Here is a 22,217-nt window from a genome sequence, read left to right on the forward strand (position 1 = left end):
TGCCGTATTGACAACTCCGGCTTTCCTTCAGCATGCTCGGCACGACGGCACGGCACGTGCCGTGCAGTTCGCTGAAGGGGATCATGAGATCGGCAACCACAGGTCCGGCGCTTCGGCTCGTCGGTCTGACCAAGACGTTCGGCCGCCGGCGCGTCGTCGACCACCTCGAGCTGGAGGTGCCGAGCGGATCGTTCTTCGGCCTGGTCGGCCCCAACGGAGCGGGCAAGACCACCTCGCTGTCGATGGCGGTGGGCCTGCTCCGGCCGGACGGGGGCCGGGCCGAGATCTTCGGTGCCGACGTGTGGGCAGACGCCGCCCGGGCCAAGAAACTGACCGGCGTACTGCCCGACGGGCTGGCCATGCCCGAACGGCTGACCGGGCGGGAGCTGCTGCGTTTCACCGGTCTGCTGCGCGGCATGGACCGCGCCGAGATCGAGCGTCGCGCGGGGGAACTGCTGCAGACCCTGGGTTTGGACGCGGCCGGGCGCACCCTGGTGATGGAGTACTCCACCGGCATGCGCAAGAAGATCGGCCTGGCCGCCGCGTTGCTGCACGCGCCGAAGCTGCTGGTGCTGGATGAGCCGCTGGAGGCGGTTGATCCCGTCTCGACGGCGACCATCAAGGCGATCTTGCAGCGGTTCGTCCGCGGCGGCGGCACCGTGGTGTTCTCCAGCCATGTGATGGCCGTCGTGGAGCAGTTGTGCGACCACGTGGCGGTGATCGACTCCGGCCGGGTCGCGGCGGCCGGGCCGCTGATGGAGGTCAGGGCCGGTTTGAGCCTGGAGGAACGGTTCGTGAGTCTGGTCGGCGGCCAGTCGCCCGCGATGGAGGGGCTGGCATGGTTGGCGTCCTGATCCGGATGAAGCTGGCCCTCCAGCGCAATTCCATGACCGGGCAACGAGCCGCCCAGGTGATCGTCGGCGGCGCGGTCGGTCTCGCGCTCGCCGGCGCCGTACTCCTGCTCGCAGGCCACCGCTACGCGATCGAGTCGCTGCGGTTCGACCTGCTCGGCGCCGCGCTCGCCGTGTGGACGGCCGGCTGGTTGCTGGGTCCGGCGCTCTTCGGCGGCGGGGACGAGACGCTGCGCCCCGAGCACTTCGCCCTCCACGCGCTGAGCCCGCGTGCTCTGACAGCCGGCCTGGCGTCGGCGGCCTTCGTCGGCATCGCCCCGGTGGTGACCCTGGTGGCGTTCGCCGGACTCGTGGTCGTGGCCGCCGGATCCGGTCCGGGTGCCATCGCCGTCGGTGTGCTCGCGGTCGGCCTTCAACTGGTCTTCACCGTGCTGTCCTCCCGTTTGGTCACCGCCGTGCTGGGCCAGGTCATGCGGTCGCGGACGGGAGCCGCGCTGGCGGCATGCGTCAGCGCGGCCGTCCTGGCCGCCCTCCACTCGGGTTGGGTGCTGGAGCCCCTGGTACGTACGGCCCTGAACACGGGATTCCCCAGCCCCTTCGCCACGTCGGTGCATGCCCTGCCGTCAGGCTGGGGGCTGACCGCCGTCGAGGCGGCCGGGCGTGGTGACTGGGCCGCCGCACTCGCCGCCTTGGCCGGTCTGGCCGTGCTCGGGACCGGGTGTCTGTACGGCTGGGCCGCACTGATGCGGCGACGGCTGACCACCCGCCGCGCCAACGGACGCCCGGTGGGGGCCACTACCGACCGGTGGGCGCGCGGCCCGGTCACCGCGGTCGCTGCCAGGGAATTGCGTACCTACAGCCGCGACCTGCAACGCTTCCACTTCGTCTGCTTCGCCCTGGGCTACGCGCTGGTGTTCTGCCTGCTGCCGCTGATGGTCGGCGCGTCGGTCTTTCTGCCGTGGACCGGACTGCTCTTCGCCCTGTGGATGTCCGCGATCTCCGCCAACCTCTATGGCGAGGACGGCACCGAACTGTGGGGCAAGATCATGATCCCCGGCGCTGCCCGGCATGACGTGCGAGGTCGCCAGCTCGGCTGGCTCCTGGTCACCGCGCCGCCCACCGTAATCCTCACGGTGGGAATGATCGCCGCGACGGGCCGGTACGAGCAGTGGCCGTGGCCGGTCGCACTCGTCCCTGCCTTGCTGGGCGGTGGCGCGGGCGTGAGCGTGCTGGTGTCGGTGCTGCGCCCGGTCCCGCTGACCGACCCGCACCGCAGGAGCGGCAATCTGCTGGACAACGGCACCGATTTCACCCAGGTTCTGCTGATGCTGATCCTCACCGCCGCCACTGCCGCTCCGGCCTTCTTCGCCGTACGGCTCGGACCCTCGTGGGCGGGACCGGTGGTGGGCGTGGTCAGTGGCGCGGCGCTGGCATGGCTGCTGGGCCGGATGGCGGCCGCCAGGCTCCGGAGCACCGCCCCCGAACTCCTCCATCACTTCCGCACCGGCACCCGGCCCGCACGCAAGGGCGGGGAATCCGCCACGACCAGGCTTCGCGCCCCTGATGTCAGCCTGCCGCCGCTCCGCCGTCCCGACCTGGGCCTCCAACGGCTCGGCCTCGACCTGGCCCCGGCCCGACAGCGGCTGTACGTCATCGTCAGCTTGACGCTGTGCTGGGTGCCCCTGGTGGCCCAAGGCGTCGTGCCCGCGATCATGCTCTCCACGGGAGAGATCAACCGCTCGTGGTTCCTGGCGTTGCACCTGCCGGATGGCCTGCGCTGGCCGACGATCATCGCCATGATGGGCCTCGGCCTCGTCCTCCTGACCAGCGGGCTGGCGACAGGCCTCTACTACCTGGTCAAATCACGCAGTGCAGGCGCGTAACCCAACCGCCAGAACGCCCCGTTCACGTCGGCTCTTCCTCGGCGTCGTGCTCGCTCGGATCACGCAGGGGCCGTAAACCTTGGCCGGGCCAGGAGGCGGCGAAGCTGTAGCGGCCCAGGAAATGGGTGTGCCGTGACTGAGCGGCGACAGGTCCACGGGACCGGCGACTGCTGCGGGACTTGGCCAGAGCCCCATGGGCGTTCTGCCGCCGCCGGACATGAACGTGTGGTCCGAGTACTTGGCGGTCCGGCGACGCCGGCGTGGACAGCAGGTGCATGTGCTGACGGTGCAGAGCCTCGCTGTTCAGCATGCCGGTTGCCCCGAGCAAGGCATCGACGGGACCAACCCGACGTTCAAGGAAGTGTGCGGCCGGTCGGCGATTTCCGGCATCCACAACCAGGAATCCATGGGCAACCACTTCGCGACGTTCATGCGCGACATGAGGATCATGGACTGGGCGCATCAGGGGGGCTCCACCAGACCCGGGGCAGACCATCACGGAAGATCGATGCCGCGCCTCCGATGCGGGAAGGCGACGGAGGCACGGCCGCCGACGACCGGTCGGCCGGTGGGCCTCTACGCCTTGTAGGCCGCGGAGATCTGGCCGACCAGGACGGCGAACGGCATGTCGAGGGCAGCGTAGAGGTCACCGGCCTCGGGGCGTGCGTTGTCGGCCAGGGCCTCGACCATGAAGGTGGCGTAGTCGCCGACGACGACGCCCGCCTGCTGCATGCGCAGCAGTCCGGCCTCCCGCTTGGCCCGGCTGAAGGTGCCGGAAGCGTCCACGGCGACGTACGCGTCGTACCCGGCGGCCGTCGCGGAGATCGCGGGCAGCGCCGCGCACACCTCCAAAGAAACCCCGGCCACGATCAGCTTCTGCCGCCCGGTGGCCTCGACGGCCTCGCGGACCCGGTCGTCGTGCCAGGCATTGACCGTACTGCGGTCGATGATCTTCTGCCCGCCGGGCAGCGCCTGGACCAGCTCGGGGATGGTCGGCCCCCACATGCTGTCGGCCGCGGTGGTGGTGGCCACCAGCGGGATGCCCAGCACGGTCGCCGCTCGTGCCAGCGCCACCACGTTGTGCTTCAGCTCGCCGACCGGGATGTCCCGCACGCCTGACAGAAGGCCCACCTGGTGGTCGACCAGCACCACGGTGGCATTCTCCCGAGTGATCGACTCAAGGAACTTGCTGCGCTCGCTCATCTTCCGCTCCTTGGGGGTTGAGTCACAGCACCATTGGTCATCAAACTCGATAGTCCATTTTCATGACAACTTGAAGCTATAACTCGGACGATTGCCCCGCGAGCGGGTTCCAGCGTGCGGACCGTTCCCCGTTCTGCGCCCCATGGCGGCTCCCGTCCGAAGCCATGGTTCGCCTCCCGCCCGCGTGACCGCCTGCGGGGTGTCTGTCCCGGTTGCCGTCCGCGGGCCATACGAGTCATGAAGTGCTGCCGTTCGATGGATGCGGCGGTCGGGTCCGATCGGCTGCCTTTCGGCTGGGACACCTTCTTTGCAGGCGTGCCGGGGGTACGTCCCGGCCCGAAGAGGAACCCGGTGTCGTGCGGGTTCCGAACCGCTTGCCGGTCGTTCACCTGGACGGTTGAAGGAAGGACCCTTGACGTGTCTGATCCCGTAGTCCTTATCACGGGCGCGCTTACCGGTATCGGCCGCGCCACCGCCTTCGCCTACGCCCGTCAAGGCGCGAACCTTGTGGTCTCCGGCCGCCACGAGGGCGTGGGTGGACAACTTGCCGGGGAGTTGGCCGACCTCGGCGCCCCGGCCGAGTTCGTGCGCGCCGACGTCCGCTTCGACGCCGATGTGAAGGACCTCGTCGACCGTGCGGTGGCACGGTTCGGGCGGATCGATGTCGCCTTCAACAACGCCGGCACCGAGGGAACACCCGGCCCTGTCACCGAGGTGACCGACGAGGCTTACCAGGCCACCTTCGATACCAACGTCAAGGGAACGCTGCTGTGCCTGAAGCATGAGTTCCGGGTCATGAGGGAACAGGGCGGCGGCAGCATCGTCAACGTCAGCTCCAACTTCGGCCTGATGGGTTATCCCGGAGCGACCTTGTACGTCGGGAGTAAGCACGCCGTCGTCGGCATCACCAAGGCGGCCGCACTCGAAGGCGCCGCTCACGGCATCCGGGTGAACGCGGTCGCGCCCGGCTACACCAGGACCGCTATGTACGAGCGGTTCACCGGCGACGACACGGCTCGTGCCGCGGTCGATTCGGTGCTGCCCATGCACCGGGCGGGTACCCCGGAGGAGATCGCCGAGGCCGTCCAGTTCCTGGGTTCGGACAAGGCGAGCTACGTCACCGGGCACATCCTCCTGGCCGATGGTGGCCTCATGGCGGGCGGGCCCGTGTTTCCGAGCTCTTGAACCGCGAGGCCGGCGGTGCCAGGTGGTCGGTCTGGCCGGGCCGCAGGTCCATCTGGCTGGCGCGCACGGCAGCGACGAGTGAACAGTCCCGGGTTCGTTGGAGATTGGCCGGCAGGCGCGGACGACGGTGAGCCGACCACCGCCGGACCCTGAAAGCTCTCGCGTGGAAGTGCCGCACCTGCTCGCCCGGGCGCGACGTGCCTGAAGAAGGGCACGCATACCGTCGGGGCCCAGAGGCAGCACTCCGGCACCGCGGGCCGGATCGAGAACGCCCAGGTTGCCGTCTCAGGGACTTCGCGACCAAGCCGGAACCGGCCACCACGATGATCGAACGCTTCTTGGGTAGCCGGGGCCGAGGTCTACGGCGGCAACCCGAAACTGCGGGCCGCGCTGGAGAAACGCAGCCTGCGCCGGGATCTCGGTTCCGGTGGTCGGAGTCGGCACCATGGCCACGTGGCTCGGGCTGCGTCAGGCCGGACTGATCTTCACGGGCGGTGTGATGCTGCTGGCAGCGGGCGCGGGAGCCTACGCTGCGCGCAGGCCACCTGCGGCGGCGTAACCGATCGGTCGTCAGGGCCGCCCGCGTCCGGAAGGATGCCTGTGACGTCCTGGCCGTCCCCGGGCGTCCGGAGCGGCCCGGACGCCCGGGGACGACGTTCTCCAACTGTCGGTCAAGGCACGGCAGGCTCCAGCACGACGGGCAACTCCACGAGGCCGCGGAAGGCCGGGAACGGAACCTCTATCCAAGGGGCCTCACGCGTGGGATCGGCCAAAGTCACCTTCGGGAATCGGCTGAACAGACCGGTGAGAGCGAGTTGCGTCTCCAGCCTGGCCAGAGGTGCTCCCAGGCAGTAGTGGATGCCGTGCCCGAACCCCAGATGAGCACTTTGAGCATGCGTCGGCCGCGTCACATCGAACTCGTCCGGAGCGTCGAATTTCCGTGGGTCGCGGTTGGCTGAACTGAGCGCGATCTGAACCAGGGATCCCTTCGGAATCAGCGTCCCGGCGATCTGTACGTCCTCGGCCGCGAAACGGAACGTCGCGCTCTCCACCGAGCCGTCGTAACGCAGCAGCTCTTCCACCGCCTGTCCGATCAGCTCCGGGTTCTCCCGTACGGTGCGAAGCTGCACAGGGTGGGTGAGGAGATGGTGGACCGCGTTACCGATGAGGTAGGCGGTCGTCTTGTGACCCGCGAACATCAGCAGAAACGCCGTCGAGACCAGCTCCTGCTCGGTGAGCCCGCCGTTTTCGTCCCGGGCTGCGATGAGCGCGCTGAGCAGGTCCTCTCCCGGGCGGCTGCGCTTGCGCGCGAGGAGATCCGCGAAGTACGTATGCAGGTCCTCCTCGGCCTTCTGCTGGGCCTGCTTGGATTCCTTGCTGAAGCCTGTGTGCGCCACGGTGGTGGACAGGCCCTGCAGCACCGACCGTTCGTCCGGCGGCACACCGAGCAGTTCACCGATCACGATGATCGGCAGCGGGAATGCGAACGCGGACAACAAGTCCACCGGTTCCCGGGTTGCGCAGCCGTCCAGCAGCGTCTCGACGATGTCCTGGATCCGCGGCCGCAACGATTCCACGCGACGCGGGGTGAACGTGGACCCGACGAACTTGCGCAGCCGGGTGTGCTTGGGCGGGTCGGAATTGAGCATGTGATCGTCCAGGGCCACGGACGAGTCACCGAAGATCCTTCGGTAGGCATCCATGGCCCCGTACATGTCCTTGCTCAGCCGCGGATCCGTCAGGGCCGCCCTCGCGTCCTGGTACCGCGTGATCAGGTACGTGTCGATGCCGTGTGGCGGCCGCATGGGGCAGACGGGTGCCGTGTCCCTGAGGTTCGCGTAGACCGGGTGCGGGTTCCGTCGGAACTCGGGGGTGCATCGCTCGGCTGCGGCGACCGGATCGTCCACTGTGGTCACGGACGGCTCCTGAGGTCGAAGAGGGTCTCGGCGTTGCCGCCGAGGATGAGCTGCTGGGAGGCCTTGTCGATCGGCAGCTTCTCGATCATGCGCATGAACTCCTCCAGGGGCACGGACATCGGCGGCGAGTCAGTGCCGAACAGCATCCGCTCCGGCCCCAGCACCTCCGCGTTGAGGCCCAGATGCGCGGGGCTGAACGTGCTGGTGTCGACGTACATGCGCTGCAGCGCCCCGGCCGGGTCGGCCGCCGCCGGTACGGAGGACGGCGACGGAGCCGAGGACGGTGCCGACGGCGGGCCCCCGCCCCAGTGCCGGGGACGCGCCGCCGTCTGCAGGCGTTCCGGCAGGAGCGCCAGCGCGCCGCCGCCCGTCGCACCGATCAGTCGCAGGCCGGGATACTTGTCCAGCCAACCCGCGAACGCGATCATGGCCATGCCCATGGTGACGTCGCCGAACCGGCCGATCTGCTCGACGAAGCCGAAGTCGTCGACCCGGTCCGTGCCGATCGGTTCGGCCGGGGCATGCACCAGGACAGGCACTCCCGTCTCGGCGGCCAGCGCGAAGAAGGAGTCGGCCCGCGGAGAGCCGAGCAGTTCGCCGTGGACGCTGGAGGTGGTGATCAGGCCGACGAAGGCGGGGTCCGCCAGCGTCTCCCGGACTCCTTCGAGATGGTCGTCGTCGCCGAACGGGTTGGCGTACACGTACCCGCGCAATTGGTCCGGGAAGGTGGAGATCAGCCCCGACATCCAGGCATGGAAGCCTCTGAGCCGGTCTCGCGGTTGCGCGTAGTTGTCGACGCCCGGGACCCGCGCCATGGCGCCGGCGCCGACGGGACTGCCGATGATGGTGAGGTCGATTCCGGCCTGAGCGCGGGCAGCGAGCATGCCGTCGACGTCGGTCAGGCTGGGAGGCATGGGGAAGCGTCGGGCGGCCTCCGGTGGGGACAGATGTCCGTGGATGTCGATGATCACGTGTGAGTTCCCGGTTTCGGTGTGAGTGCGTGGGCGACGGCGACGCAGTCCTCGTCGCCGTGCCCCTGGTCGGTGGCGCGGACGTGGGTCTGCGCGGCTGCGGCGACGAGAGGAAGTCGCAGCCCGGCCGCCGCCGCCTGGTCCGCGGCGAGCAGGAGGTCCTTGGCCATCAGGCTCAGCCGGAAGTCGGGCTTGTCGAAGCGCCCGGCCGCCAGCCGCTTGGACTTGAACGCCATGACGGGCGAGGCGAAGCCGCTGCCCGCGATCGTGCCGAGGACGAGCTTCCGGTCGAGTCCGGTGGCGGCCGCCAACTCGACGGCCTCGGCCAGCGCCTGCACCTCGATACCCATCAGCAGGTTGAGGAGCAGCTTCATCCGCATGCCGGAACCGAGTTCGCCGAGGTGGACGACCTCCTTGCCCAGTAGTTCGAGCAGCGGCCGCTCCGAGGTGAAGACGCGCTCCTCGCCGCCGACGAACAGCCGCAGGTCACCGCTGCGGGCGTGCTCCCGGTTGCCCAGCATGCCGACGTCCAGAACGGAGTGCGCGCCGCCGGTGAGGCGGACGACCTCTTCGGGGGAGACCGTGCTGGCGCAGACCAGGGCGCCGGGGTACGAGCCCCCGGCCAGGATTCCGTCCGGTCCGTGCAGCACGGCGGCAAGGGCTTCACCGTCGGCCACGGTACAGATGGCGGCGCTCGTACCCTCGACGGCATCGGCCGGATGCGCCGCGGCGACGGCGCCGGCCCGAGCGAGCGGCTCAGCCCGCTCCGCGGTGCGGTTCCAGACGCGTACCTGAACGCCCTGGTCGAGAAGGCGAGTGGCCAGGCCGGTGCCCATCGTGCCGAGACCGAGGACGGCGACCGGCCCTGTGGTGGAGTGCGTCATGACGGCACCCCCACGGTCTCCCGAATGACCCGGTACCGCAGTGACTGGGTCTGGTCGACCCAGTCGCGCAGCGGAGCCAGCAGTTCTCGGTGGTCCTCACCTTGTTGCCAGGCGAAGAAGTGCTCGGGCGTCTCCCACTCGCTGGCGATCACCCACTGCCGGGAGTCGTCGACGGGTTCTCCCAGCCGCTCGATGATGTGTCCGGGGACGCTGGCGACGGACTTCCTTATCCGCTCGTACGCGTCCAGAAAGCCCTGCTCACCGCCCTCGACGACGTGGACCGTGTACACCACGGACAGCCTGTCGGCCGGGTCGCCGTTCTGCGCAGTGCGCATGTCTCCTCCTGAAAGTCGAGAAAGTCGAGATTTGGCAGAGCACGACTCCCACAGACTCATGGCGACCGTGGGCCCGCAACTCCGTGTGGGAGACAGCCCAACGGAGAGAGAGGGAGCCCCCGCGATTCGTGGCCCGGTCGGGTGAGGACCGAAAGGCCTGCTCGGGCGTGGTCCCGGATGCCTCACACCACATCGACGGGGAACCCGCTGCAGGGTGTCGACCAGCTCGCGCGTGGACAGTCCTCGCAGCTTGTCCCTGACCGCGGAGGGAGCGGTGACGATGAGCGGATCTGGTTGATCGTCCGGATGCGGGCCTTGACCGCGCTCTTGCGGACCACCCACAGGGCCCGGATTGCCTCCACGATCCCGTTCCGCGTCCCGGCGTCCCGGCGTCCTGGCGTCCCGGCGTTCCGGCTGGACAGGACAGCGGTCGCCGCGGCGTAGGAGTCGATGGGGGGGCGGACTTGGCGTTGTCCCGCCTCGCCTTGCGGTCGGGCCGGTCCACCTCGACCATGGTGACGCCGTTCGCCGCGAGGAACCGGGCGATCTCGGAGCCGTAGGCGCCGGTTCCCTCGATTCCCACAGCAAGGTTCTCGCCGTGGGGCTGGAGCCAGTTCAGCAGTCGCCGATAGCCCTCCGGGGTGGTCTCGAACTGTTCAGTCGCCAGGTGTCGTCCGATGCTGTCGATGACCGCGGCCTGGTGGAGGTCGGCGTGGGTGTCGATCCCGCCGACCATCGTTGGCTCGTCCGTCAAGCTGTTGTGTGCGGCCTTTCCAACGCTCCCCAGTGGAAGGGCGCTATTGGCGAAGACCACGTGCTCCGTGGCCGTCGTATTCCCCCTCCGGACTTGACGGCTAACACTGTTAGCCATACCGTGACGCCACGTGGCTAACATCGTTAGCCTGGTAGGTCAGTCGCAACGGGAGAGGGCCGCCGTGAACACCGCCACAGCCAGGAGCACCGCGTGCGGCAGTGTCCTGACCGGGCCCCTCCGGGGTACATGGGAGGCACCAGCGCTCCCTTCCGGGGCGTTGGCAGTCGCCGGGGAAGAGCACAAACCGCCAGCCGTCACCGCGCTCGTGTTCCTCGGCGGACCAGGTCCGTTCCCACGAATGCCTACGAAGCGCAACGCAGGAATCCGGTGCCCCGGGCCCGCCTCGTCCCCGGTCCCACCCACCGTTCGAATGCCGGCTTCCGGATCCGGACGGCCCACCGGCTTCTTGGTCGCGCGGATGGCCCGCCGTGGCTGACCGTGCGCAGCAGATCATGGCCGCCGCCCGGGAACTGCTCGACGCCGAAGGGCCGGATGCGTTGTCGATGCGGCGCATCGCCGAGCGTGTCGGCATCCGGGCACCTTCCTTGTACAAGCACTTTCCTGACAAGGGCGCTGTAGAGGCCGGACTCCAGGTGCAGGGGATGACCCAGCTGGCGGAGGAACTGGAGGCCGCCGAAGCGGAGATCGGCGTCGAACCGCCCCTGCTCGTGCTCGCCCGCGCCTACCGACGGCACGCGCTCGCCAGCCCGCACCTCTACCGCATCACGCATACTCGGCCGCTCGCCCGCACCGCACTCCCCGAGGGCCTCGAAGATCGCGCGGCGGCGCCGCTGGCCCGTGCGGTGCACGGCGACATTGACATCGCGCGCTCGGTCTGGGCATTCGCGCACGGCATGGTCGTGCTCGAACTCGACGGCCGCTTCCCGCCCGGCGCAGACCTGGACGCCGCATGGCGCACCGGCTGCGAGGCGTTCGTCCAGGCAATCCGAAACAAGTCCCAGGGAGACCCGGCATGACCAGCATCGCCAAGGATCCTGCTACCGGAATCACCGCCCGCGCCGCCGGATACACACACGCCGCGGCATGGATTCTCGGGCTCGCCGCCGCATGGGGGGCCACACCCGAAGTCGGTGACACACACGCCGAGATCACGACCGCGTACGCCGACCGGCCGTTCCAGGCGGTGGCCCAGGCGCTGCTCGTTCACGGTGTGGCAGCTGTCTGCCTCGTGGTCGTCGGATCCGGACTGCTCGACTGGGCCCGCCGTACCAACAACAGTGCGGGGCGCTTGGCCGGATGGGCCGGGAGAGTCACGGGAGCGCTCGCATGCGTGCAACTCGTCCTGGAACTGATCGCAATACCTGGAGCTGATCCAACGTCACCGGGCAGAACCGGCGCACTGTTCGAGGCGGTCCAGCGTGCGGACGGTGTCAAGATGTTCGCGCTCGCCGCGCTCGCCGCGACTGCCTGCGTGGCCTCGCGGCACGGCACACTGCTGCGGCGTTGGGAGGTCGTCATCGGCTGGGCCCTCGCCGCCACGATCGCCGCGTCCGGCATCGGTTACCTGCTCCTGTCCACCACCTTGACCCCGGCAGCATTCATTTCGCTGCCCTTGCTGCTGATCTGGATCGCCGTACTCGGCGCAGCCCTCAGGCGCCGGCCCTGAGCCCGGAGTTCCGGGACCCGGACCGCCGGGCACCGACAACCCGCTGTCCGGCCCCACTCGCACCTCCGCTCGCAAGGAGGCGCCCCTCTTGCTGCGGACATCTTCACGAGTGCCGTCGGCGTCCACCGGACGCCGGCCATCGCCTCCCCGTGAGCGCTCACTCGACCAGACAAGTGTTTCACCGACATCCGAATGAGACTCCTACGGAGTGAGCATGGATCTCGCCCACCTCCCCAGTCCTTCGACCGGGGTCCTTCACCTCGGCCCGGTTTCGTTGAGGGCGTACGCCTTCTGCATCATCCTGGGCGTGTTCGTGGCCGTCCGGCTCGGCAACCGGCGCTGGGTTGCGCGGGGCGGGGAGCAGGGCGTCATCGCGGACGTCACCACCTGGGCAGTGCCGTTCGGCATCGCCGGTGGACGGCTGTACCACGTGATCACCAGCCCCGACGCGTACTTCGGCGAAGGCGGCGAGCCGATCCGAGCCCTGTACGTGTGGGAGGGCGGGCTCGGGATCTGGGGCGCCATCGCCCTGGGCGGGGTCGGCGCGTGGATCGGCTGCCGGCGCCACCGCATCCCCCTTCCTGCCTTCGCGGACGCGGTCGCCCCTGGCATAGCCCTGGCCCAGGCGATCGGCCGCTGGGGCAACTGGTTCAACCAGGAACTCTACGGCCGCCCCACCACGCTCCCCTGGGGCCTGGAGATCGACCGGACCCACCGTCCGTCCGACGTGCTCGACATCGCGACCTACCACCCCACCTTCCTCTACGAATCCCTCTGGAACATCGGAGTTGCCGTACTGGTCCTCTGGGCGTCCCGCCGGTTCACGCTCGGACACGGCAGGACCTTCGCCCTGTACGTCGCCGCCTACACGGTCGGCCGGTTCTGGACCGAGTACCTGCGGATCGACGAGTCCCACACGTTCCTCGGCCTGCGTCTGAACAACTGGACCTCTGTCGTGGTCTTCCTTGGCGCCATCGCCTGCCTCGTCGTATCGGCGCGCCGCCACCCGGGCATCGAGGACGTGTCACGGTCAAAGGACGAGGGCGGCAACGAGAGGGCCGGCGAGCCGCGCCTGGACGTCGCCGTCAAGACAGGAAGTAACGACGCGCGATGACACGTGCGACCGCCGGCGCCACCACGAGCCGTGGATCCAGGACCACAAGGCTCGCCCGGGGGTGTCCCTATGACGTCGGTCAAGGGGGCATCGGGGCCGGTGGTTGGTGGAACGTGCCGTCGCGGAGCTCGTACCCTGGACGACCCGCGATGCAGATCGGCAGGGCTCGGCATCCTCGCCGCACAGCAAGACAGAGCGGGACAACCAAAGCCAAAGCCCCCGCCGGCTGAGAAAAACGCTTGGACTCCGGGGGCGCCGTCGCGGGACACTGAGGTTCCTGGCCCGGCCTCCTCGTACGCGCACGCATGCGTCGCCACGAGTTGTGCGGGGCTCTGCTGTTGTGTCCCGCCTGCCGCAAGTCGGCCCGAGCGAGGACGCTCAATCGAAACCGAAGCTCCGCGCGACCAGTGAGGCAACGGCCTCTCCCGCAGAAGCACATGGCGGGCTGTCGCACGACCAGGCAGGGTTGGTATGGGATCGCCTGAATCGCACAGAGCGCCGGGCAGGGGCCCGGTGCTGCTCGCACTTCGTTACTACGGACGAGAGTTGACCCGACGTCGGTGGCTGACGGTGCCTGCGATGCTGCTGCCCGCGCTGGGCAACATCGGCATCAACTACGTCGCGCCGCTGGTCGTCGCAAAGCTCGTCGGCCGAATCGCCGAAGACGCCGGTACCACCATCCGCTCGACGCTGCCGTACGTCCTCGGCTTCGCCGGCGCTCTACTCCTCGCGGAGACGCTGTGGCGCGTCGGCCTGCACTTCCTGAACCGCCTCGATGCCCTCGGTATCGAGCACCTGTACGTGATCGGCATGGACGAGCTGTTCAACAAAGATGCCGCGTTCTTCCACGACAACTTCGCCGGGTCGCTGACCAAACGAGTCCTGAGCTTCGCCTCCCGTTTCGAGGAGTTCGTCGACACGCTGACGTTCTCGGTCGTGGGCAGCTTTGTGCCGCTGGTGTTCGGGTCGGTGGTGCTGTGGCGCTACGAACCGCTGCTCGTTGTAGGGCTCTTGGCGATGATCGCGCTGACGGCGCTGTGTGTGGTGCCTCTCATCCGTCGTCGTCAGGCGCTCGTCGACCAGCGTGAGGAGGCGATCGCCCAGGTGTCGGGCCACGTCTCCGACAGTCTGATGAACATGGACACGGTCCGGGCGTTCGCCGCCGAGGAACGCGAGGCTGCCGAGCACCGGTCCCGCGTCGCGGAGTCGCGGCGGCTCTCGTTGCGTTCGTGGGACTACGGCAACCTGCGCATCGACACGCTGGTCGCGCCGATGTCCGTGCTCACCAACGCGATGGGTCTGCTGCTCGCGGTCACTCTCGGCGGGGGTGGGCACGGCGTGGAGACGGTGGTTCTCGCCTTCACGTATTACACCAACGCAACGCGGATCATGTTCGAGTTCAACCAGATCTACCGCCGTTTGGAGAGCTCGATGACGGAGGCCGCGCAGTTCACCGAGCTGCTGCTGACGCCACCGACCGTACTCGACCCGGCGTCGCCGGAGCCGCTGCTGTCCCAGGCCGCCGATGTCCGCTTCGAACAGGTGAATTTCACCCACGCGGGTGCGGAGCCGCTCTTCGAACGCCTCGACCTGGCCGTGCCCAGCGGGGCGAAGATCGGCCTCGTCGGCCGGTCCGGCGGTGGCAAGACCACGCTCGGCCGACTGCTGCTGCGGATGACGGACATCGACGGCGGCCGGATCCTGATCGGAGGTCAGGACATCAGCAGACTGCGCCAGGCCGACGTGCGCAGCCTGATCGCCTATGTGCCCCAGGACCCGGCGATGTTCCACCGCACGCTGCGGGAAAACATCGCGTTCGCCCGGCCGGACGCCACCGACACAGAGATCCGCCGTGCTGCCGAGGCGGCGCACGTCACGGAGTTCGCCGACGCGCTGCCGGACGGCTTTGGCACCATGGTGGGCGAGCGCGGTGTCAAGCTGTCCGGCGGACAGCGCCAGCGGGTCGCGCTCGCTCGGGCGATCCTGCGCGACGCGCCGATCCTGCTGCTCGACGAGGCGACCAGTGCCCTGGACTCCGAGAGCGAAATCCTCGTCCAGGAAGCGCTGTGGCGGCTCATGGAGGGGCGGACGGCGCTCGTGGTGGCGCACCGCCTGAGCACGGTCGCCACCATGGACCGGCTCGTGGTCCTTGACCGCGGCCGGATCGTCGAGCAGGGCACGCACCAGGAGCTGCTCGCGTCGGACGGCGCCTACGCGAAGCTGTGGCAGCACCAGTCGGGCGGCTTCCTCGACGACATCCCCGCGCCGCAGGTCGACCTGTAGTGAACGCGAGCCCGGTGGGTGTGGCCCGGTGCTGTGGTACGCGGTACGCCACCGGTGACCTGGTCCGACGGCCCGAGGCCGAGCCGGAGTGTTTCGGGCTCAAGTGGTTCACGCGGGGCTCCTCGCCGCCATGCTGTGTGCCATACGGTGGCGTCCCGGGAGGTTTCTCTGCACAACGGGACAGTCGGTTTGGCCGCTGGGCTGTGGGAGCTCGGGAGGGGGCAGGGGGGCCGCCAGTTCACCGAGCTGGCCATCGCGCTGCTGCTTTCCACCGCCATCGGCCTTGAACGAGCAGTGCCGCAGAAGAGCGCGGGGCTGCGCACCCACACGCTGGTCGGCGTGGGCAGCGCCCTGTTCATGGAGGTGTCGCAGCATGGCTTCGACATCCTTGAGGAAACGACGTCACGCGGACTGCGGGTGGTTGCTCTGACCGTAGAGGGCGAATCGGAACCGGGCCCGGACTCCGGTGGTGTTTCCACGGTACGGCTGGAGTTGGCCGGGCGCACTGGCCTGGGCCGGTTGGTGACCGCACTTGCCGACCTCGACGGGGTCGTCGAGGTCGGCATGGTCGGTGACGATGGAGACTGATGTGCGACTGGCCTCAGTGGTTCACGCCTCGCAGCCGTTGGTCCGCCCGGCCTGGGTTCCAGCATGTCGCTTGCGAGGGTGACGCGGATCGGCGGTTGGCCGCGTGAAGCGCGGGGGCGCGGACCCATCGGTCAAGCGGGCAGTCGCGGCACGCTTTCGACGAGGCGACGCGTGTACGGGTGCGCGGGAGCGCCCAGCACCTGCGCGGTCCTGCCCTGTTCGACAATGCGGCCGCGCTCCAGAACGGCGGTGCGTTCGCACAACGAGGCGACCACCGACAAGTCGTGGGAGACCATGACGAGCGTCAGGCCCTGCTCCTGCTTCAACTCGTTGAGCAGGTCGACGACCTTCACACGCGTGGTGACGTCGAGTGCACTGACGGGCTCGTCGGCGAGCAGCACTCGCGGGTCGCACACGGTCGCGCGGGCAATCGCGATGCGCTGGCGCTGGCCGCCGGAGAACTCGTGTGGATAGCGCTGCGCCGTGTCGGCCGGGAGTCCGACCCGCTCCAGGGCGTCGGCCACCTTGGGTACGGCGGTGACTCGGCTGTCGATACCGAGGGAACGCAGTGGTTCGGACACGATGCTGCCGACGCGCTGACGCGGATCCAGCGACGAGTACGGGTCCTGGAAGACGCACTGCACACTGCGCCTGAATCGCCGCATCTGCTCGCTGTCGCGCGGGTTCAGCTCCTCGCCGTCGAACCGGACGGTACCGGCGGTTGTCCGGGCGAGCCCGAGCAGCAGCCGCAGCAGAGTCGTCTTGCCGGCGCCCGATTCGCCGACCAGAGCGAGGCTCTGCCCGGTCTCGATGGCGAGGGAGATGTCCTCGACGACGGGCTCAGTGTGTCCTCGGTAGCTGAAGGAGGCTCCGTTCAGCTCCAGTACCGGCGTCATCGCGCACTCCTCAGATCCAGAGCCGATTCCAGCTGCCGCGCGCTTTCCACCAGCGCCTTGGTGTACTCCTCGCGCGGGGTACGTACGACCTCGCGGACGTCGCCCTCCTCAACGGCGCGACCGTCCTTCATGACCAGGACACGATCGGCGACCTTCGAGACGACCGCGAGGTCGTGGCTGACGAAAAGGACGGCCATGTCCCGTTCCTGGACGAGGGTGTCGAGCAGGTCGAGCATGTCGGACTGCACGGTGACATCGAGAGCGGTGGTCGGCTCGTCCGCGATGAGCAGCTTCGGGTCGCAGGCCAGTGCCATGGCAAGGGCGATGCGTTGTCGTTGTCCGCCGGAGATTTCGTGCGGGAAGGCGCGGGCGATGCGGTCGGGCTCGGGCAGCCGCACTTGCTCCAGCGCCTTCGCGACAGCCCGCTTCAGCTCGGCGCCCTTCAGCCTCCGCCTTCTGGCCAGCGGTTCGGCGATCTGCCTGCCGACGCGCATCAGCGGATCGAGTGCGGTGAGCGGCTCCTGGAAGACGATGGCGGCGTCCCGGCCCCGTACACCTGTGAGCTGTTTCTCGCTCGCGCCCACGATCTGGGTGCCGACGAGCTCGGCGCTGCCGGTGACCGTCATGCCGTCGGGCAGCAGGCCGAGCACGGCGAGCGTGGTCAGCGACTTCCCGGAGCCCGACTCACCGATGAGGCCCAGGCGTTCACCGGGTGCCATGGTCAGCGAGAGACTGTCGACCAGGGTGCGCCCGTCAGCCGCACGGATCGTGAGGTCAGTTACGTCGAGGACGTTCATGCGCGCCTCCGCCGGGTCGCAGGGTCGAGGGTGTCGCGCAGTCCGTCGGCGACGAGGTTCACGCCGATGACGAGCAGGACGAGAAGGATGCCGGGGGCCAGCGCGCCTGCCGGGGCCGTGGTGAAGGTGGCCTGCGCCTCCTGGAGCATGCGGCCCCACGAGGCGTTGGGCGGCGGCGCTCCCAGACCCAGGTAGGAGAGGCCGGCCTCGGCCAGCACCGCGAGCCCGAACTGGAGGGCCAGGTTCACCACGAGCGTCGGCCAGATGTTGGGCAGTACGTGCCCGGCCACGATTCGCGCCCATGACGTGCCCGATGTGCGCGCGGCCGTGATGTAGTCCTGAGCAAGGACCCGCTTGACCAGGATCCGCACCAGCCGTGCCACGACCGCGCTCTGAGCGAGGCCGATCGCCAGCACGGCGGACCCCAGCGTGGCCGAGCGGGCGGCGACGATGAGCATCGCCAGCAGCAGCGTCGGGAAGGCGATCAGGATGTCGAGGAACGCGGAGAGCGTATCGTCGAGCCACCCCTGCGCGAACGCCGCAAGCACGCCCAACGCGCCACCGAGGGCGGCCGCGATGAGGACCGATCCCAGGCCCGCTTCGAAGGCGATACGGGAACCGGTCATCAGCTGGGTGAACAGATCGCGGCCGAGCTTGTCGGTGCCGAGCAGATGGCCCGCACCGGGGCCCGTGAGCCGTCCGCCGGACGTGTCGTCGGCGGCGTACGGAAGCCAGAAGAGCGAGACCAGTGCGAGGACGGCGATCAGACCGGCCAGGACGCATCCGATGGCCAATGTGTACGAGCGCTTCGCCGACTGCTTCATCGGACACCTCCCGAGAGCCTGCCGCGCAACCGCGGATCGATGATCCGCTGTGTGAAGTCGGCCGCGAAGCCGATGATCAGCACCGCGAGCGTGGAGACGAACAGCACGCCCTGAATCACCGGATAGTCGTGTTGCGCTATGCCGGTCGCGAGCAGCGAGCCGAGACCCGGGAGCGCATACACGGACTCCACGACCACCGCGCCCAGCAGCGTGGACGCCAGCTCGATGCCGAGGATCGAAATCACCGGCACGGAGGCGTTGCGCAGCCCGTGCCGCCACATGGCCCGTCCGAACGACGAGCCCATGGCTCGTGCGGTACGCAGATAGTCGCTGCCCAGCACGTCGAGTGCGGCCGACCTGACGTAGCGGATCAGCGAGGCGCTCATCACGAGGGCGATGGTGACGACGGGCAGGGTGAGTGAGCGGATCGCCTCGGCCGGCTGTGCCCAGCCGTCCTGCGGGAAGCCGCCCGCGGGAAGCCAGCCGGCGTTCAGGGCGAAGACGGCTATGAGGATCATGCCGAGCCAGAACACGGGCACGGCGATGCCCAGTTGGGACACTCCATTGAGCAGCGCGCCGTACCAGGTCCGGCGTCGGTGTGCGGCCACGAAGCCCACCGGAACGGCGATGAGCACCGCCAGGGCGAACGCGGCCAGTGTGAGCGGGATGGTGACGTTCAGCCGGGAGCTGATCTCGGGCCCGACCGGCAGTGAGCTGACGAACGACGTACCGAGGTCGCCGCTCGCCAACTGCCCGATCCAGTGGATGAACTGCTCGGGCAGCGGCCGGTCGGAGCCGATGGAGTGCCGTGCCGCCGCGATCTGCTCGGGGCTGGCGCCCACCGAGGTGAGGGCGTTCGCGGGGTCACCCGGCAGCATTCGCAGCAGCACGAACAGGACCACGCTCGCGAGCGCCAGCGAAACCAACAGGAAGGCGAGGCGGCGCAGGAGGTACCGGCCCATCAGCCCTTCTTGATGTCGTAGGCGAGGAACTGGGAGTTCAGACCGTTGACCGGGTAGCCGGACAGCTTGCTGTTGGCCACGACGATCTGCGGGTACAGGTACAGCCAGTCGCTGGCCGCGTCCTCGGCGGTCTTGCGGTTGACCTTCTTCAGGAGTTCGGTCTGCTCAGCGGTCGTGGACGCCTGCTCGGCCTCCTCGACCCACCGGGTGACCTGCTTGTTGTCGTAGCCCCAGTAGAAGTCGGGGTTGCCGTACCAGACCAGGTCGCGGTCGTTGACGTGTTCCTGAAGCGTGGCCGTGAAGTCGTGGTTCTTGTAGACCTTCGTGTACCACTCGTCCGGCGTGATCGTGTTGATCTTGACGGTGATGCCGACCTTGGCGAGCTGCGACTTGATGAAGGTCGCCGCGGTGGGGTGCGGGTCGTAGTTCGGGGTGTCGAGCGTGAAGGAGAAGCCCTTCGCGTATCCCGCCTCGGCGAGCAGCTTCTTGGCGCGCGCGGTGTCGTAGGCGTTGACCTTGGTGAGGTCCTCGTACCACGGGTCGGTGGGCGGCACCATGGAGCCAATGGGCTTGCCGTAGCCGCCCCAGACGGACTCCAGCAGCTTCTTGTCGTCGATGGCCGCGGAGACAGCCTGGCGGACCTTGACGTCCGTGAAGGGCTTGGCCTTGTCGTTGAAGGCGAGCAGCAGCTTGGTCGTCGAGTTGCCGTCGCTGACCTTGTAGTTCTGGTTGCTCTTGAACTGGTCGAGGGCGTCGGGCGACTGCTCGCTCGTGACGACATCCACTGCGTCGGTCAGGAGCGCGTTGTTCAGAGCGGTCGCGTCCTTGTAGTAGTGGAAGACGACCTGCTTGTTGGCGGCGGCGTCACCCCAGTAACCGGCGAACCGGTCGAGGCTGAGTGCGGAACCGCGAGTCCACTTCTTGAGCTGGTACGGGCCGGTGCCGTCCTCGGTCGTCTTGAGGCCCTTCGCCTCGGAGTTGATGATCCAGACGTAGGAGAGGTTGTAGACGAAGGAGATCGACTTCTTCGACAGCTGGACCTTCACCGTGCGCGCATCGGGCGTCTCGATGGACTCGATGACCTCAAGATTGCTCTTGCGCGCGGACTGCGAGTCCTTCGCGATCACCTTCTCCAGGCTGTACTTGACGTCCTGGCTGGTGACCTTCTTGCCACTGTGGAACTTCACACCGTCGTGCAGGGTGAAGGTGTACGTGAGCCCGTCGCCGCTGACCTTGTAGTCCTGGGCGAGCAGGTTCTCGACCTTGCCGTCGTCGGTGAGCTTGAACAGCCCTTCGTAGACGTTCCCGTTGAGCGCCTCGGTGACGCCCTGGCCGCCGCCCGCGGTGTTGTCGAGGTTCTGCGGCTCGTAGAGCGAACCAATGTTGATCGTGGCGTTCTTGTCGTGCGCCCCTGTGCCGGCGCCGCCCGTGTGGGAGCCTCCGCCACAGGCGGTGAGGGTCAGGGCGAGGGCGGCGGCGGTGGCTCCGCCGTACAGGGAGGTCTTCTTGATGCTCATGAGGAGTACGCGCTTTCGTGCTGCGGGGCGGGAGAGTACGGGGTTGATCAGTGCTGCGCGGGGAAGCCGTCGCGGAAGACGGGGCGCTTCTCTCCGGCCTCGACCGGCAGGTGGAAACGGTTCTGCCGCGGCGGCATCGGACAGTTGTACTGGTCGGAGAATCCGCAGGGCGGCACGAAGGCGCGGTTGAAGTCGAGGAGGACACGGCCCTCGCCGCTGTGGGTGACGAAGAGGAAGCGCCCGGCACCGTAGGTGATGTCGCCGTTGGTGGGGTCACCGAAGACGAGCAGCAGGGTGCCGTCGTCGTCGAAGGCGCTCAGTGTGTAGTCCCGGCCGTCCAGGGTGAGCTCGATGTCTCCCGGCACGACGAGATCTCGGGTGCCGCCGTTGTCCCGGATGTGCTCGAATCCGACCCGCCTGGCACCTGGCACCGGGGTGTACGAGGCCTCCAGCACCCAGGCCGGGTCGTACGGGAAGACATCGGTGCGATCGAAGTTCTGGATCGCGGGGGACTGCGCGTCCCAGAAGCGGAGACCGTACTCGGGCCGGCCGCTGACGAAGTCGGTGCGCTCGACCGTGGTGACGGTCACGGAATCCGGCTGTCCGGCACGTGCCGCATCGGGGTCGGGGCGCTCACCGGCCGGGGCCCAGTGGGTCTCGACGAGGGCGAGATTCCCGGTGGCCGAGGTGACGGAGCGCCGCCGCTCGGCGCGCCATGCCTCCCAGTCCTCGGCAGGATCGGTCGGCTGGTCAGGGACTGCGGCGGCGTGGGACACGGCATTACTCATTCACGTAGAGGTTCGTCGGCACTCACGCCACGAATGTCACGCTGCGTGAACTTCAACCCAAAGGATCCTCTTTATCCTCCATAAGGCGAGCTAATGTCAAATTGGACCGCAGGGTGAGACCGGGACGGAGTCGATCCCGGCGTCGTCGCGAAGGGACCGGGGAGGTCGGGTTGCCGATTGACTCCCGGTTGGCGCCCAGCTTCTCGGCCGCCCTTGACCGCGAACTGATCGCCAGGCGATCAGCGAGGGCGTTCAGGCGAGGGTCGCGCGGGACAGCAGCGGGGCGAGTTCGCGGCGTGCCTGTTCTGGGGTGACCACGTCCTTTGGGGACAACTTCTCGTAGCGGTAGCCCGCCGAGTCCACGTAGATGCGTTCGCCGATGAGCTGGGCTTCGTCGGTGTGGGCGAACACCGGGAAGATGTTGTAGTTCACCAGGTAGTGCGCGTCGGCGTCGGCGTCGACGCCGTGATCGTGCAGGAACTCCCCGGGTACGACGTGTGCCCAGTAGGCCTCGGTGGTCACGCCGGAGTCCTCGACGCACATGTTCATCGTCCGGGCGCCCATCACGTTGGACCGCGATTCGTAGGTCTCCCGGTAGAAGTCCTCGACGGCGGCCCGACACGGGGGGCAAGGTTCTCGAACAGGGCGCTGCTTCAAGACGCTGTGCCCCCGGCTGCGCGGGGAGCGGTGGCGGCGGTAGTAGGAGAGGGTGACGGCGGCGAGTACGGGCCCCACAGGGCCAGCGGTTGGTAGGGGATGCCGACCACGAGGTCGCCGGT

The 22,217-nt window shown here is 68.5% G+C and carries 21 protein-coding genes and 1 pseudogene; 9 read left to right on the forward strand and 13 right to left on the reverse strand.

Going from position 1 to position 22,217, the window contains the following annotated elements; all coding sequences use genetic code 11:
* Positions 1–83: 83 nt before the first annotated feature.
* The 3 genes from OG306_RS38030 to OG306_RS38040 all read left to right on the forward strand — a co-directional run bounded on the left by OG306_RS38030 (position 84) and on the right by OG306_RS38040 (position 3,323).
* Positions 84–854 carry an ABC transporter ATP-binding protein gene (locus OG306_RS38030; protein ID WP_266751138.1) on the forward strand — a complete coding sequence of 257 codons (771 nt, stop codon included), beginning with the start codon at positions 84–86 and terminating at the stop codon, positions 852–854.
* Positions 839–2,734, forward strand: coding sequence for a hypothetical protein (locus tag OG306_RS38035; protein WP_371666142.1), 1,896 nt, complete (start codon positions 839–841; stop codon positions 2,732–2,734). Before OG306_RS38030 ends, OG306_RS38035 begins: the two co-directional genes overlap by 16 nt.
* Before the next feature lie 193 nt (positions 2,735–2,927).
* On the forward strand, positions 2,928–3,323 hold the full coding sequence (locus OG306_RS38040; RefSeq protein ID WP_371666143.1) for a hypothetical protein: 396 nt from the start codon (positions 2,928–2,930) through the stop codon (positions 3,321–3,323).
* Here the strand turns inward: OG306_RS38040 and OG306_RS38045 are convergent.
* A complete protein-coding gene (locus tag OG306_RS38045) occupies positions 3,311–3,937 on the reverse strand; it encodes an isochorismatase family protein (protein WP_266751143.1) in 627 nt (208 codons plus the stop codon). The genes OG306_RS38040 and OG306_RS38045 overlap by 13 nt on opposite strands.
* A gap of 417 nt (positions 3,938–4,354) precedes the next feature.
* Here OG306_RS38045 and OG306_RS38050 point away from each other — a divergent pair, with 417 nt between their 5' ends.
* Positions 4,355–5,122, forward strand: coding sequence for an SDR family NAD(P)-dependent oxidoreductase (locus OG306_RS38050; RefSeq protein ID WP_266751144.1), 768 nt, complete (start codon positions 4,355–4,357; stop codon positions 5,120–5,122).
* A 671-nt stretch (positions 5,123–5,793) separates the two neighbouring features.
* Here the strand turns inward: OG306_RS38050 and OG306_RS38055 are convergent.
* From OG306_RS38055 to OG306_RS38075, 5 genes are read right to left on the reverse strand one after another with little or no spacing between them, the layout of a single operon-like run.
* Positions 5,794–7,038, reverse strand: coding sequence for a cytochrome P450 family protein (locus OG306_RS38055; protein ID WP_266751145.1), 1,245 nt, complete (start codon positions 7,036–7,038; stop codon positions 5,794–5,796).
* A complete protein-coding gene (locus OG306_RS38060; RefSeq protein ID WP_266751147.1) occupies positions 7,035–8,009 on the reverse strand; it encodes an amidohydrolase family protein in 975 nt (324 codons plus the stop codon). The genes OG306_RS38055 and OG306_RS38060 overlap by 4 nt, the downstream gene beginning before the upstream one ends.
* The gene (locus tag OG306_RS38065; protein ID WP_266904453.1) at positions 8,006–8,893 is read right to left on the reverse strand and encodes an NAD(P)-dependent oxidoreductase; all 888 of its coding nucleotides are present in this window, start codon (positions 8,891–8,893) and stop codon (positions 8,006–8,008) included. The genes OG306_RS38060 and OG306_RS38065 overlap by 4 nt, the downstream gene beginning before the upstream one ends.
* Positions 8,890–9,228 carry an antibiotic biosynthesis monooxygenase family protein gene (locus tag OG306_RS38070; RefSeq protein WP_266751150.1) on the reverse strand — a complete coding sequence of 113 codons (339 nt, stop codon included), beginning with the start codon at positions 9,226–9,228 and terminating at the stop codon, positions 8,890–8,892. Before OG306_RS38070 ends, OG306_RS38065 begins: the two co-directional genes overlap by 4 nt.
* The gene (locus OG306_RS38075) at positions 9,152–10,123 is read right to left on the reverse strand and encodes an IS110 family transposase (RefSeq protein ID WP_371666144.1); all 972 of its coding nucleotides are present in this window, start codon (positions 10,121–10,123) and stop codon (positions 9,152–9,154) included. The genes OG306_RS38070 and OG306_RS38075 overlap by 77 nt, the downstream gene beginning before the upstream one ends.
* A gap of 371 nt (positions 10,124–10,494) precedes the next feature.
* On the opposite strand from OG306_RS38075, the gene OG306_RS38080 reads away from it, so the two are divergent.
* From OG306_RS38080 to OG306_RS38100, 5 genes and pseudogenes are all read left to right on the forward strand, one after another.
* The gene (locus OG306_RS38080) at positions 10,495–11,019 is read left to right on the forward strand and encodes a TetR/AcrR family transcriptional regulator (protein ID WP_371666302.1); all 525 of its coding nucleotides are present in this window, start codon (positions 10,495–10,497) and stop codon (positions 11,017–11,019) included.
* Positions 11,016–11,669, forward strand: a complete 654-nt coding sequence (locus OG306_RS38085; RefSeq protein WP_371666145.1) for a hypothetical protein — start codon at positions 11,016–11,018, stop codon at positions 11,667–11,669. Before OG306_RS38080 ends, OG306_RS38085 begins: the two co-directional genes overlap by 4 nt.
* Positions 11,670–11,883: 214 nt before the next feature.
* A complete protein-coding gene (gene lgt, locus OG306_RS38090) occupies positions 11,884–12,783 on the forward strand; it encodes a prolipoprotein diacylglyceryl transferase (RefSeq protein WP_266751157.1) in 900 nt (299 codons plus the stop codon).
* Between the two features lie 471 nt (positions 12,784–13,254).
* Positions 13,255–15,066: an ABC transporter ATP-binding protein gene (locus OG306_RS38095; protein ID WP_266751158.1), complete on the forward strand. Its 1,812-nt coding sequence runs from the start codon at positions 13,255–13,257 to the stop codon at positions 15,064–15,066.
* A gap of 201 nt (positions 15,067–15,267) precedes the next feature.
* A pseudogene (locus OG306_RS38100) lies at positions 15,268–15,552 on the forward strand (MgtC/SapB family protein); the annotation flags it as partial.
* A 233-nt stretch (positions 15,553–15,785) separates the two neighbouring features.
* On the opposite strand, the gene OG306_RS38105 reads toward OG306_RS38100, so the two are convergent.
* The 7 genes from OG306_RS38105 to OG306_RS38135 form a co-directional block, all read right to left on the reverse strand.
* Positions 15,786–16,550, reverse strand: a complete 765-nt coding sequence (locus tag OG306_RS38105; protein WP_266751160.1) for an ABC transporter ATP-binding protein — start codon at positions 16,548–16,550, stop codon at positions 15,786–15,788.
* The gene (locus OG306_RS38110) at positions 16,547–17,347 is read right to left on the reverse strand and encodes an ATP-binding cassette domain-containing protein (RefSeq protein ID WP_266751161.1); all 801 of its coding nucleotides are present in this window, start codon (positions 17,345–17,347) and stop codon (positions 16,547–16,549) included. The genes OG306_RS38105 and OG306_RS38110 overlap by 4 nt, the downstream gene beginning before the upstream one ends.
* Positions 17,344–18,171, reverse strand: coding sequence for an ABC transporter permease (locus tag OG306_RS38115; RefSeq protein WP_266751163.1), 828 nt, complete (start codon positions 18,169–18,171; stop codon positions 17,344–17,346). Before OG306_RS38115 ends, OG306_RS38110 begins: the two co-directional genes overlap by 4 nt.
* A complete protein-coding gene (locus tag OG306_RS38120) occupies positions 18,168–19,133 on the reverse strand; it encodes an ABC transporter permease (protein ID WP_266751164.1) in 966 nt (321 codons plus the stop codon). The genes OG306_RS38115 and OG306_RS38120 overlap by 4 nt, the downstream gene beginning before the upstream one ends.
* Positions 19,133–20,650: an ABC transporter substrate-binding protein gene (locus OG306_RS38125; protein ID WP_266751166.1), complete on the reverse strand. Its 1,518-nt coding sequence runs from the start codon at positions 20,648–20,650 to the stop codon at positions 19,133–19,135. Before OG306_RS38125 ends, OG306_RS38120 begins: the two co-directional genes overlap by 1 nt.
* 47 nt (positions 20,651–20,697) lie before the next feature.
* Positions 20,698–21,438, reverse strand: a complete 741-nt coding sequence (locus OG306_RS38130; RefSeq protein WP_266751167.1) for a DUF1684 domain-containing protein — start codon at positions 21,436–21,438, stop codon at positions 20,698–20,700.
* Positions 21,439–21,690: 252 nt separating this feature from the next.
* The gene (locus OG306_RS38135; RefSeq protein WP_371666146.1) at positions 21,691–22,173 is read right to left on the reverse strand and encodes a hypothetical protein; all 483 of its coding nucleotides are present in this window, start codon (positions 22,171–22,173) and stop codon (positions 21,691–21,693) included.
* Positions 22,174–22,217: the final 44 nt, after the last annotated feature.

Origin of the sequence: Streptomyces sp. NBC_01241, assembly GCF_041435435.1 — a bacterium.
Classification (GTDB): domain Bacteria; phylum Actinomycetota; class Actinomycetes; order Streptomycetales; family Streptomycetaceae; genus Streptomyces.

Excerpts from the sequence above, each read along its gene's own strand:
- OG306_RS38030 (WP_266751138.1), top strand. The coding sequence starts at position 84 with ATGAGATCGGCAACCACAGGTCCGGCGCTTCGGCTCGTCGGTCTGACC.
- OG306_RS38035 (WP_371666142.1), top strand. The coding sequence starts at position 839 with ATGGTTGGCGTCCTGATCCGGATGAAGCTGGCCCTCCAGCGCAATTCC.
- OG306_RS38040 (WP_371666143.1), top strand. The coding sequence starts at position 2,928 with ATGGGCGTTCTGCCGCCGCCGGACATGAACGTGTGGTCCGAGTACTTG.
- OG306_RS38045 (WP_266751143.1), bottom strand. The coding sequence starts at position 3,937 with ATGAGCGAGCGCAGCAAGTTCCTTGAGTCGATCACTCGGGAGAATGCC.
- OG306_RS38065 (WP_266904453.1), bottom strand. The coding sequence starts at position 8,893 with ATGACGCACTCCACCACAGGGCCGGTCGCCGTCCTCGGTCTCGGCACG.
- OG306_RS38070 (WP_266751150.1), bottom strand. The coding sequence starts at position 9,228 with ATGCGCACTGCGCAGAACGGCGACCCGGCCGACAGGCTGTCCGTGGTG.
- OG306_RS38075 (WP_371666144.1), bottom strand. The coding sequence starts at position 10,123 with ATGTTAGCCACGTGGCGTCACGGTATGGCTAACAGTGTTAGCCGTCAA.
- OG306_RS38080 (WP_371666302.1), top strand. The coding sequence starts at position 10,495 with ATGGCCGCCGCCCGGGAACTGCTCGACGCCGAAGGGCCGGATGCGTTG.
- OG306_RS38085 (WP_371666145.1), top strand. The coding sequence starts at position 11,016 with ATGACCAGCATCGCCAAGGATCCTGCTACCGGAATCACCGCCCGCGCC.
- lgt (WP_266751157.1), top strand. The coding sequence starts at position 11,884 with ATGGATCTCGCCCACCTCCCCAGTCCTTCGACCGGGGTCCTTCACCTC.
- OG306_RS38095 (WP_266751158.1), top strand. The coding sequence starts at position 13,255 with ATGGGATCGCCTGAATCGCACAGAGCGCCGGGCAGGGGCCCGGTGCTG.
- OG306_RS38105 (WP_266751160.1), bottom strand. The coding sequence starts at position 16,550 with ATGACGCCGGTACTGGAGCTGAACGGAGCCTCCTTCAGCTACCGAGGA.
- OG306_RS38110 (WP_266751161.1), bottom strand. The coding sequence starts at position 17,347 with ATGAACGTCCTCGACGTAACTGACCTCACGATCCGTGCGGCTGACGGG.
- OG306_RS38115 (WP_266751163.1), bottom strand. The coding sequence starts at position 18,171 with ATGAAGCAGTCGGCGAAGCGCTCGTACACATTGGCCATCGGATGCGTC.
- OG306_RS38120 (WP_266751164.1), bottom strand. The coding sequence starts at position 19,133 with ATGGGCCGGTACCTCCTGCGCCGCCTCGCCTTCCTGTTGGTTTCGCTG.
- OG306_RS38125 (WP_266751166.1), bottom strand. The coding sequence starts at position 20,650 with ATGAGCATCAAGAAGACCTCCCTGTACGGCGGAGCCACCGCCGCCGCC.
- OG306_RS38130 (WP_266751167.1), bottom strand. The coding sequence starts at position 21,438 with ATGAGTAATGCCGTGTCCCACGCCGCCGCAGTCCCTGACCAGCCGACC.